We start from the raw sequence: 11,456 nt of genomic DNA on the forward strand, positions 1-11,456 counted from the left end.
CAACTGATATTTCTTTTTTTTGGGCGGTTCCGGCCGCCCTTACTTTCGGGCGATTATGAACGACAGACAACAAATTATTCTGCAATGGGTAAATGACAAACAACGTATCAGCGTCTCTGAGTTATCACAGATTTGTCAGGTATCCGAAGTCACGATCCGCCATGATCTGACCCAGCTGGAGCAGCGCCATTATCTGCGCCGTGCCCACGGTTTTGCCGTCGCGATCCAGACTGACGACGTGGATACCCGCATGATGTCGAATTTCGCACAGAAACAGAAACTGGCGAGATTTGCTGCATCATTGATTCAGGACGGAGAAACTGTGTTTTTCGAAAGCGGCAGCAGTATCGCCCTGCTGGCGCAATATCTGGCTGACAAAAAGAATCTGACCGTGATTACCGTCAGCAGTTATGTGGCGTCATTATTGAAAAGTATGCCGTGTGACGTGGTTCTGCTGGGCGGAATGTATCAGAAAACCAGTCAGACCGTGGTTGGCCCGCTGACCAGACTGTGCCTGCAACAAATGAATTTCAGCAAGGCGTTTATGGGGATTGACGGTTTCACAGAGGCAACAGGTTTTACCGGTCGCGATATGCTGCGCGCCGATGTAGTGAATGCGGTGGTGGAGAAAGGGGCGGAAAATATCGTCCTGACCGATTCCTCTAAATTCGGCCAGATCAATCTCAATCCGCTCGGCCCTGTCAGCGCATTCAGCAGGGTGATCACTGACGATAAATTGTCACCCGAGTATCAGCAACTGCTCTCTGCGGCTGGCATTCAGGTCAGCCTTGTGGGCTGACCTTTGGCATCAAAAGGTTTACTGCCCGTAGTTTACTGCCCGTAATAAGCGTTTTTTCCATGCTTGCGAAGATAGTGCTTATCTAAAAGTTGCGGCTGCATATCCGGCAGCTGCGGCGATAACTGACGTGAGAAAATCCCCATATACGCGATTTCTTCAAGTACGACGGCGTTATGTACGGCGTTATCTGCGTCGGTTCCCCAGGTAAACGGTCCGTGTGAATGCACCAGAACCGCCGGGATATCCGCCGGTGACAGGTTTCTTTCCGCAAAGGTTTTGACGATCACTTCACCGGTTTCCCATTCGTAACGCCCTGCAATCTCCTCTTCCGTCATCCGGCGGGTGCAGGGAATATTGCCGTAGAAATAATCCGCATGAGTGGTGCCCCAGGCCGGAATGTCCAGACCAGCCTGCGACCAGATGGTCGCGTGGCGCGAATGCGTATGAACAATACCGCCCGCTTGCGGAAAATTGAGGTACAGCACCCGATGGGTATCGGTATCCGAAGACGGCTTTTTGCTGCCTTCTACGATTTTGCCGGTTTCCAGTTCCACCACCACCATGTCGTCCGCGCCCATGTGGTCGTATTCCACGCCCGAAGGTTTAATCACGACCAGCCCGAGCGCACGGTCAACAGCGCTGACATTCCCCCAGGTAAAGGTCACCAGATTGTGGCGCGGAAGTGCCAGATTGGCCTCTAATACCTGCTCTTTAAGTTGTTTCAGCATCTTGGTTCCCTCATATTGCGATGCTTTATTGTCTGAGTCGCGGGGGTGTGCAGGTATGGGGCAAATCGCTAAAGAGTGCGTACAGATCTGCTGCAAACGCAAAAGTGCCAGCCGTGCGAGATGAGGGATGAAATGTCGCCAGCTTTAGTCTTTTGTGCTCCGGTGACGCTTTGCGCTGGTGAATTAAGATTATTCACCTAGTGAATGAATGGTGGTTTCACTATTTTAATTCAACGGATGCAAAAGTGCGTCCGGATGATACGAAATATAAATAAAGGTTCGGAACAGCCAAAAAATTTATTAGTAGTGTGAAGGATCACAAGGTGAATTTCGGTGATAACGCTGCAACTTACCTATACTTATAAATGATGCTGAACGTTAATCCTTTGAGGAAGATAACTATGATGCTCGTAAATAAACGCGTTGCCAGTATTGCACTGGTTCTGACTCTTGCGATGTCTGTTACCGCCTGCGGTAACTGGTCTAAACGTGACCGTAACACGGCAATTGGTGCCGGTGCCGGTGCACTGGGTGGTGCGGTTCTGACTGATGGCAGTACTTTAGGTACATTAGGTGGCGCAGCAGTCGGTGGTATTGTGGGTCATCAGGTCAGCAAATAAAAACAGAATCAAAAAACAGAAAGACGCTGCGCTGTCGAACGGCGCAGCTTCTTGTTTATATCAGCCTTCTTTACATCAGCTCAAGTACATTAGCTTAAGTACATCAGCCGCCAGCCAGCTTCACTTTCATTCCTTTCGCTTCCAGCAACTGTTTCAGCAGGTCACGTTTATCGCCCTGGATCTCAATCACGCCCTCTTTCACCGCCCCGCCGCATCCACACTTCTTTTTCAGTTCTGCCGCGAGTTTTTCCAGTGCTGCATCATCAAGATCAACGCCGGTGATCAGACACACGCCTTTGCCTTTACGACCGCTGGTCTGGCGCTGAATACGCACAATACCGTCACCTTTCGGGCGCGCGACGACGGCTTTCGGCTCATCAATCCTGCCGCTGTCGGTTGAATAGACCAGACGGCTGTTGTTGTCATTGCTCATACGACTCCCTCTTAACGCAGTGATGCGCGGATATCACGCAGGGTCTGCGCCGGATCGGCGGACTGCGTAATCGGACGGCCAATCACCATGTAATCCACACCGGCTGCCAGCGCTTCCTGCGGGGTCATGACGCGACGCTGGTCGTCAGCTTTACTGCCCGCCGGACGAATGCCCGGTGTCACCAGCTGGAATGCCTGCCCCAGCGCAGATTTAAAGCGCGTCGCTTCCTGAGCAGAACACACCACGCCGTCCAGGCCACAATCGCGGGTCAGACGCGCCAGACGCTCGGCGTAATCCGCTGGTGAAAGTGTAATGCCCAAATCCGCCAGGTCACTGCCTTCCATGCTGGTCAGCACGGTCACTGCAATCAGCAGCGGTGCATCTTTACCAAAGGGTGCCAGTGCTTCTCTGGCTGCGGTCATCATGCGCGCACCGCCGCTGGCGTGAACATTCACCATCCACACGCCCAGATCCGCCGCAGCGGCAACGGCACGTGCGGTAGTGTTAGGAATGTCGTGGAATTTCAAATCCAGAAAAACGTCAAAACCGCGGCTTTGCAAATCTTTGACCATCTGCGGACCAAAATGCGTGAACATCTCTTTGCCCACTTTCAGGCGGCAATCGCGGGGATCAATCTTATCGGCAAACGCCAGCGCAGAGGATTTGTCGGCATAGTCAAGTGCGACAACAATAGGTGATGTATTTAAGTCGTTGTTGTTAGTGTTATTTTCAGACTTCATATCGTCAGCCTCTTGTGTGAATTCAAATCAGTAAGGGGAAATAATTTTTTTGCCGCCCGCATTTTACATGGCAAGACGCTGAATTCACAGCTACACATAATGTGACAGATTTATTAAATTTTTGTGAATCACTAGACGATGCAACAAGGCTGGCATAGCTTGTTACTTTTACTCTAAGGAAAGGCTGAAAAATGAGTGAGATAACAACCCTGACTGTCAAAATCCCGGTTGAATTAAAAGAACTGATTAAAAACGCCGCCGCTGACGCAGAACATTCATTAAGCGCAGAAGTGGCAGCACGCCTGGAACAGAGTTTTAATCCTGCTGCGCCAAAAAGCAAAAAGGCCGCCAAAGCGACCGAACACGAGATTGATAACCAGCATCTGGCGGAAGAAAGCGAACCTGCCCTCACCGCCAAAGAAATCAAGAAATTGCGTACCTTACTGAGCACGCGTAAGACGAGCACCAAGAAAAAGTAACACTGAGAATCAGAACGAGACAGCCGGAGGGACAGCGAGTCAAAAGATCACTGTCCGTCCAGTCCTCTTATAGGCTTGATCGTCGCCCAGCCCCGGCATGACGGGCAATGCCAGTACAATGAATGCGCGGTAAAGCCGCATTTGTGGCAACGGTAACGCGGCTTGGTACGGATTTGCTCGCCTACCATATCGCGCAGTAAGACCAGACTTTCCTTCGCACGACCCTCTTCTGCATCCGCCAGATGGTAATCCATCAGATGATGAAACACGCGCATCGTCGGATGGCGTTGCAGCTGACGGTTAATGTAGTTCTGCGCCGTCTCACGCCCTTCCTCATTATGAATGATTTCCGCCAGCATCAGCTCCGCAGCCGCACCGGTATTTTCATCCACACAACGTTTGAGGAACTCAGCCCAACCGAGAGTATCTTTCAGGTGCTGATAGCATTCCTGGAGCATCGGCAACGCTTCACTGACCAGCTCTTTATCCTGCTCCAGCACGCGCTGCAAGGCTTCTGTCGCTTTGCGGTATTCACCCTGCGCCAGCAAAATTCGCCCTTGCATGATAGAGACGCGGGCGCAGAGTTTATCCGCAGCAGCCGCTTTTTTCAGCAGCCCCATCGCTTTATCAAAATCATCGGCAACGATCGCCTGCAAGGCCAGTTCGCACCAGAAATGCGCGATTTCTTTACGGCGATTTTCTTTACCCAGTTTGACCAGTCGCTCAGCCACGTCGATGGCATTTTGCCAGTCGCTGGTCGCCTGATGGATGATCAACAGTTGCTCAAGTGCAAACAGCTGGAAATCCTGCTCTTTAACCAGCTGATTGAACATGTCTTCGGCGCGGTCATAAAAACCGGCAGCCATGTAGTCACGTCCCAGTTGCTGGACGGCAAGCAGGCGTTGTTCGAAGGTCAGTGAGGCGCTTTCCATCAGTGACTGGTGGATGCGGATTGCGCGATCCACTTCGCCACGGGAGCGGAACAGGTTACCCAGAGTCAGGTGCGCTTCGACTGTGCTGCTGTCCTCTTTTAACATCTCAAGGAACAGGTCGACCGCTTTGTCCTGCTGATTGGAAAGCAGGAAGTTAACCCCCGCTACGTATTCACGCGACAGGCGGTTAGCATTTTCCTGTTTATCCTGCTGAGAACTTCTGCGCCCCATGTACCAGCCATAGGCGGCCGCAACGGGCAACAACAGAAACAGCAGTTCTAACATAGAGGATTATTCCTTGCTGACATCATAAGATGCTGCTGGCGGCGTAACGACAGCCGCAGGCTCAATTTGTTGTTCAAGACGTTTGATTTTACGTTGCGCGCGCCCAAGTGACAGACGGACGCGAAGATAGAACAACCCGCAAATGACCCAGCCGAGGATAAAACCGGTGGCAAACAGCACGGCAAGTAGTGTGGAAACGCGATAGTCACCCTGCGCCAGCAAATAGTTAAAGGTCACAGTCTGATCGTTATGGGCACCCAGAGTGATAGAAATCACAACGATGACCAGCAAAAATAAAAAAATCAGCAGATATTTCACATTCGTTCCTGTAATGCCGGATGTTCCGGATGAATTATGCCAAAAACTCTCGTCCCGACCTAATAAGTTAGCATTTCCGAACAAAGCTGGGAAATATTGCAGCGGCTTTAAATGCAGTCTGTATCAACTTCGACCAATTTTAAAGACTATATCCGAAGTTACGCATATCACTGCAATCAGGCCAATAAGAAGTATATGGGGATTCAGTACGGGGAATTAAAGGGGCGCGGCGAGCGCCCCTTTTGGTGTCAAACACTTATCTGTTTTTCCGGTCATTCGCGCTCACGAATTTCCTGATTTTCTGCCGGCGGTGGCGTCAGCGGGCCGACGTAACGTTCGGTCAGCCAGCAGGCCACCGTCACCAGTATCCAGCTGATCCCCACGGATGCCAGCAGGTCACGCGGCCAGTGCATACCCAGCATCAGGCGGCTGCCCATAACCACCACTGCCCACACCATCAGCACCGTGACCGTTTTGTAGTGCTTACGGCGCCATAACAGCCCGATACCTAACAAAGCCCAGGTAGCCGCAAACATGGTATGACCGGAAGGAAATGCGTATCCGGTATCGTTCTGCCAGCTTTTGTTCAGCCAGTGCGGGATTTGCACGTTATCACCCAACACTTCTTTCACCTGAGCGCTGCGCACTTTCCTTTTCTGGGCGTAAAAATCCTCAACGTCCATATGATGGTCAGTGCCCAGCCACGCCACATAGGGCCTCGGCTCACGGACTTCCCCCTTGATGTAATCTTTCGCATACTGCCCGACCAGCAGAGAGGCGATGATAATCAGGCCCAGTCCGATGGCGGGTTTAAGCCGAAAACGCAGACACCACAAAAACCAACCACAAAGGATCACTGTGGTGATAATTCCCCACGGCTGACTCACGGTTTCAGTGACCCAATACAACGGGCGCAACACGGCCGGATTTCCTCCCGGCACCCAGAGCCAGCCGCTTATCCATACCGCTGCGGGCATCAGCATTAAAATTACAGCCCCGAGAGCGGTGCGTTTGGCGATATCAAACATAGTTGTCCTTTCCGTCAGTCGTAAAAAAGAATTGGAGTGTAGCAACGTTGTCACTGCATCACATTCTCAACGCTTCAATTGTTGAGGATGCAGTTATAATTCATAACTTATTAACTAATCGTTCAAATATTCCCGCTAAAATGAACAGCAAACTGTGGCAAAATGGTGCCCTGTCATGATGGAAAGGCACCGATTCCTTATCCACAGGCCGCATCTGAACGTAGGATGCGCATCAACAAGTAAAATACTCACTGTGAATCAAGACTATTTGTGGTTTTTTTGGAGCGTAAAATGCAGCTGAAACGGGTGGCAGAAGCCAATCTGCCAACACCTTGGGGCGATTTCCTGATGGTGGGTTTTGAAGAATTGGCCACCGGGCACGACCACCTGGCGTTAGTTTTTGGTGACATCAGCGGTGAAACACCCGTTCTTGCGCGAGTTCACTCTGAATGTCTGACCGGTGATGCTTTATTCAGCCTGCGCTGTGACTGTGGTTTTCAGCTCGAAGCAGCACTGAATCACATTGCTGAGGAAGGCCGCGGTATCCTGATGTATCACCGTCAGGAAGGCCGTAACATCGGCTTGCTCAATAAAATCCGTGCTTATGCGCTGCAGGACAAAGGCTACGACACCGTCGAAGCCAACCACCAGCTCGGGTTTGCCGCTGACGAGCGTGACTTCACGCTGTGTGCGGACATGTTCAAACTGCTCGGCGTGGATTCCGTTCGCCTGCTGACCAACAATCCGAAGAAAGTCGAAATCCTGACAGAAGCCGGGATCCATATTACCGAACGCGTCCCGTTGATCGTGGGCCGTAATCCGGAAAACGAGCGCTACCTGTCGACCAAAGCGGCCAAAATGGGTCATCTGCTCGATAAGTAACGGCTCTATAGTCCGATGAAAATATTAAGGGCACCTTAAGAAGGTGCCCTTTTTTATGGCAGAAGGTCAGGTATTACAGCATTTTGCGGATCACATAATGCAGAATGCCGCCGTTCTGGAAGTACGTCAGCTCATTGCCGGTGTCGATACGACAGCGGGCATTGACCGTTTCTTTATGCCCGTCTGCATAAACGATATGCACCGCGACGTCCTGCCCCGGGGTCAGGGTTTGTAATCCGCTGACACTGATCTGCTCGTCGCCGGTCAGTTTCAGCGTTTTACGGGTCACACCCTGCGGGAATTCGAGCGGCAAAATCCCCATCCCGATCAGATTCGAACGGTGAATACGTTCGAAAGATTCGGCGATAACGACACGCACGCCAAGAAGACGCGGTCCCTTTGCTGCCCAGTCACGGCTTGAACCCGAACCGTATTCTTTACCCGCAATCACCGCCGTCGGCACACTTTCATGCTGATAACGCATCGCGGCATCGTAAATCGCCAGCTGATCCTGCGAAGGAATATGACGGGTATAACCGCCCTCCACACCCGGCACCATTTCGTTTTTGATACGGATGTTGGCGAATGTACCGCGCATCATGACTTCATGGTTACCACGGCGTGAACCATAAGAGTTAAAGGCTTTTGGTTCGACACCATGCTGTTTGAGATACAGCCCCGCCGGGCTTTCCGCCTTAATATTACCGGCTGGTGAAATGTGGTCGGTAGTGACGGAGTCCGCCAGAATCGCCAGAATACGGGCATCTTTGATGTCTTCGAGCGCATCCGGCTCGGCTTTCATATCACTGAAGAACGGCGGATGGCGGATGTAAGTGGAATCTTCCTGCCAGGTGTAGGTCGGCGTGCCGTCAACCTGAATCGCCTGCCAGCTGGCGTCACCGTTGAAGACTTCGGCATATTCTTTGTGGAACATTTCCGTCGTCACCTGCCCGACCGCATTGGCAATGTCATTAGCAGAAGGCCAGATATCTTTCAGGTACACCGGCTTGCCGTCTTTGTCCTCGCCGAGCGCATCGGTCGTCAGATCGACATTCATATTCCCCGCCAGCGCGTAAGCCACCACCAGCGGAGGTGATGCCAGCCAGTTGGTTTTAATCAGCGGATGAATACGTCCTTCGAAGTTACGGTTACCGGAAAGCACCGCACCGACCGTCAGATCACCGGCTTTAATCGCCGATTCAACCGGTTCTGGCAACGGCCCGGAGTTACCGATACAGGTTGTACAGCCGTAACCCACCAGATTAAATCCGAGTTGTTCCAGATACGGCATCAGACCGGCGGCATTAAGATAATCGGTCACCACTTTAGAACCCGGCGCCAGCGAGGTTTTCACCCACGGCTTGCTGGTGAGACCTTTTTCTGCGGCATTTTTGGCCAGCAAACCGGCCGCCATCAGCACGCTCGGGTTCGAGGTGTTGGTACAAGAGGTGATGGCGGCAATCACCACCGCGCCGGTGGTCAGGGCATAATGCTGGCCGTCGAGCGTGAACGTCTCTTTATCGCTGCGCCCCGCTTTGCTGTTGCCCAGTTCAAGTTCCGTCGCCGCTTTAAACGCTTTGGGAACGTTGGGCAGTGCCACGCGATCCTGCGGGCGTTTAGGCCCGGCCAGACTTGGCTCGACTTCCCCCATATCCAGCGCCAGCGTACTGGTAAACACCGGCTCATCACCGGCATTACGCCACAAGCCCTGAACCTGAGAATAGGCTTTCACCAGTTCGATTTGCTCGTCGCTGCGGCCACTGAGTTTCATGTAACTCAGGGTGACGTCATCCACCGGGAAGAATCCGCAGGTGGCACCGAATTCAGGCGACATATTGGCAATGGTGGCGCGGTCGGCCAGCGGTAAGTCAGCCAGTCCGTCACCGTAGAATTCGACAAATTTTCCCACCACCCCGTGTTTGCGCAGCATCTGCGTGACCGTTAACACCAGGTCAGTCGCGGTGATACCTTCGCGTAATTTACCGGTGAGTTTGAACCCCACAACATCCGGGATCAGCATGGAAACGGGTTGTCCGAGCATGGCCGCTTCGGCTTCGATACCGCCGCAGCCCCAGCCTAAAATGCCCAAACCGTTGATCATGGTGGTGTGCGAATCGGTGCCAACCAGTGTGTCGGGATAGGCGACCGTTTTGCCATCCTGTTCTTCATACCAGACGGTTTGCCCGAGGTACTCAAGGTTGACCTGATGACAGATACCGGTGCCGGGCGGAACCACGCGGAAACGGTTGAAGGCTTTTTGTCCCCAGCGCAGGAACTGGTAGCGCTCGTTATTACGCTCCATTTCAAGGCGGACGTTTTCATCAAAGGCCTGATCATCACCAAATTCATCGACCGTTACGGAGTGGTCGATAACCAGATCTACAGGCGATAACGGGTTTACCTGTTCGACGTTACCGCCAAGCCGTTTGACCGCCTGACGCATCGCCGCCAGATCGACCACGGCGGGAACACCGGTGAAGTCCTGCATCAGAACCCGCGCCGGGCGGTAAGCAATTTCCCTGTCCGCATGGCCGGTTTTCTGCCAGCTGACCAGTTCCTGTAAATCACTTTCCGTGACCGTGTCGCCATCGACATGGCGCAGCAGATTTTCGAGTAACACTTTGAGGGATTTAGGCAGGCGCTGGATATCACCCAGCGTTTTGGCTGCGAGTGGCAGGCTGTAGTAGTGGAACTCCTTGTTCTGGACCGCCAGCTTATCCAGACTGTTCTTGCGAATAGACGACATAGCTTCTCCTTTAGCGCTCAGCGTGGCCTTAAGGAATAACCCGCTGGCTTATAAGTGCATAGTTAAAGATAACACAAATAATTGTTAACATTCCGATAACAGCTCAAAGTGTTCAACAGGCAAAAAAAAATCCCGCGGCATCATCAGAGGCGGCGGGACTGGCGGTCAGCAAAGAAAATGTTGCGGTTTATTTCACCGGCAGTTTGATGTCTTTAAACATCTCTTCGATATCTTCGTTAGATCGCAGGGAAATGGCGGAATCCACCACATCGCGCGTCAGATGCGGCGCAAAGCGCTGGATAAAATCGTACATGTAACTGCGCAGGAACGTACTGCGGCGGAAACCGATTTTAGTGGTGCTGTAGGTGAAGATATCGCGCGCATCGACGGTGACCAGATCCGGATCTTGCACCGGATCCACCGCCATACTGGCGATTACTCCGACGCCGAGCCCCAGACGTACATAAGTTTTGATCACGTCGGCATCGGTGGCGGTGAAAACAATGCGTGGCGTCAGACCGGCACGGTTGAACGCCGTATCAAGCTCTGAGCGGCCGGTAAAGCCAAAGGTATACGTGACGATAGGGTAAGCGGCCAGTTCTTCGATGGTGACTTTCTCTTTGCCCGCCAGCGGATGATCCGGCTGAACCACGACCGCACGGTTCCAGTGGTAACAAGGCAACATCACCAGGTCATCGTAAAGATGCAGGGCTTCGGTGGCGATAGCGAAATCCGCATTCCCTTTGGAAACGGCTTCAGCAATCTGAGTCGGAGAACCCTGATGCATATGCAGCGAAACGCGCGGGTAACGCTCGATAAAGCCTTTAATCACGTTCGGCAGGGCATAACGTGCCTGCGTGTGCGTGGTCGCCACATACAACGACCCTTTGTCCGGATAAGTGTGCTCGCCAGCCACGGCTTTGATGGCATCCACTTTAGACAAGACTTCACGGGCAATACGGATAATTTCCTGCCCGGCGGGAGTCACCTGCGTGAGATGCTTGCCACTGCGCGAAAAAATCTGGATCCCCAGTTCATCTTCCAGCATGCGAACCTGTTTACTGATACCCGGCTGCGACGTGTACAGGCCTTCTGCCGTCGAACTGACGTTCAGATTGTGATTAACAACCTCTACGATGTAGCGCAGTTGCTGCAATTTCATATCTCATACCACCCTGGTTTCAAACCCTGTCGCCATCCCTGTTCATCCGTTGGCTGAACAGTCTGGAAATGATTTTTTTATCGACTACCGGAAGTCTGTGAACGCACCGTTTTTATGCCCCAGACGCATTAACTTATTACTTAAGTGCATAAGAATAAATTTTATATAATAATTATATCAATTATTAACGTCATGTATACCCGAAGAACATAACGATAATCGCGGTCTGTCGCAGACTGATAATAAAAACACGCAGAACTCAGCGATGATAGATCTTAATGCAATAAAAAAACCAGCCCGGAGG

The 11,456-nt window shown here is 52.1% G+C and carries 12 protein-coding genes; 4 read left to right on the plus strand and 8 right to left on the minus strand.

The window, feature by feature from the left end:
- Positions 1-55: 55 nt before the first annotated feature.
- Entirely contained in the window at positions 56-799 is a 744-nt protein-coding gene (locus CKQ54_RS16180; RefSeq protein ID WP_112288867.1) for a DeoR/GlpR family DNA-binding transcription regulator, read from the plus strand.
- A 32-nt stretch (positions 800-831) separates the two neighbouring features.
- On the opposite strand, the gene araD is transcribed toward CKQ54_RS16180, so the two are convergent.
- Positions 832-1,527, minus strand: a complete 696-nt coding sequence (araD, locus tag CKQ54_RS16185) for an L-ribulose-5-phosphate 4-epimerase (protein WP_112288857.1) — start codon at positions 1,525-1,527, stop codon at positions 832-834.
- 401 nt (positions 1,528-1,928) lie between these two features.
- Between araD and osmB the strand changes: the two genes are divergently transcribed.
- The gene (gene osmB, locus CKQ54_RS16190) at positions 1,929-2,147 is read left to right on the plus strand and encodes an osmotically-inducible lipoprotein OsmB (protein WP_056780657.1); all 219 of its coding nucleotides are present in this window, start codon (positions 1,929-1,931) and stop codon (positions 2,145-2,147) included.
- A gap of 103 nt (positions 2,148-2,250) precedes the next feature.
- Here the strand turns inward: osmB and yciH are convergent, their stop codons facing one another.
- Entirely contained in the window at positions 2,251-2,580 is a 330-nt protein-coding gene (gene yciH, locus CKQ54_RS16195; RefSeq protein WP_112288856.1) for a stress response translation initiation inhibitor YciH, read from the minus strand.
- Positions 2,581-2,591: 11 nt separating this feature from the next.
- Entirely contained in the window at positions 2,592-3,320 is a 729-nt protein-coding gene (gene pyrF, locus CKQ54_RS16200) for an orotidine-5'-phosphate decarboxylase (RefSeq protein WP_120161427.1), read from the minus strand.
- A gap of 191 nt (positions 3,321-3,511) precedes the next feature.
- On the opposite strand from pyrF, the gene CKQ54_RS16205 reads away from it, so the two are divergent.
- Positions 3,512-3,799, plus strand: coding sequence for an Arc family DNA-binding protein (locus CKQ54_RS16205; protein WP_112288854.1), 288 nt, complete (start codon positions 3,512-3,514; stop codon positions 3,797-3,799).
- Between the two features lie 47 nt (positions 3,800-3,846).
- On the opposite strand, the gene lapB is transcribed toward CKQ54_RS16205, so the two are convergent.
- From lapB to pgpB, 3 genes are all read right to left on the minus strand, one after another.
- Positions 3,847-5,016 (minus strand): lipopolysaccharide assembly protein LapB, encoded by a 1,170-nt coding sequence (lapB, locus tag CKQ54_RS16210; RefSeq protein WP_112288853.1) that lies wholly within the window; start codon positions 5,014-5,016, stop codon positions 3,847-3,849.
- A gap of 6 nt (positions 5,017-5,022) precedes the next feature.
- Entirely contained in the window at positions 5,023-5,334 is a 312-nt protein-coding gene (locus tag CKQ54_RS16215) for a LapA family protein (protein WP_095925116.1), read from the minus strand.
- Between the two features lie 272 nt (positions 5,335-5,606).
- Positions 5,607-6,362 carry a phosphatidylglycerophosphatase B gene (pgpB, locus tag CKQ54_RS16220; protein ID WP_120161425.1) on the minus strand — a complete coding sequence of 252 codons (756 nt, stop codon included), beginning with the start codon at positions 6,360-6,362 and terminating at the stop codon, positions 5,607-5,609.
- Between the two features lie 291 nt (positions 6,363-6,653).
- Here pgpB and ribA point away from each other — a divergent pair, with 291 nt between their 5' ends.
- Positions 6,654-7,244, plus strand: coding sequence for a GTP cyclohydrolase II (gene ribA / locus CKQ54_RS16225; protein WP_095921676.1), 591 nt, complete (start codon positions 6,654-6,656; stop codon positions 7,242-7,244).
- 73 nt (positions 7,245-7,317) lie between these two features.
- Here the strand turns inward: ribA and acnA are convergent, their stop codons facing one another.
- Complete coding sequence (gene acnA / locus CKQ54_RS16230) at positions 7,318-9,990, minus strand: aconitate hydratase AcnA (RefSeq protein WP_120161423.1); 2,673 nt, start codon at positions 9,988-9,990, stop codon at positions 7,318-7,320.
- Positions 9,991-10,177: 187 nt separating this feature from the next.
- Positions 10,178-11,152 carry an HTH-type transcriptional regulator CysB gene (gene cysB, locus CKQ54_RS16235; protein ID WP_112288851.1) on the minus strand — a complete coding sequence of 325 codons (975 nt, stop codon included), beginning with the start codon at positions 11,150-11,152 and terminating at the stop codon, positions 10,178-10,180.
- Positions 11,153-11,456: the final 304 nt, after the last annotated feature.

Source organism: Rahnella variigena, assembly GCF_003610915.1.
In the GTDB taxonomy this organism is placed as follows: Bacteria; Pseudomonadota; Gammaproteobacteria; order Enterobacterales; family Enterobacteriaceae; genus Rahnella; species Rahnella variigena.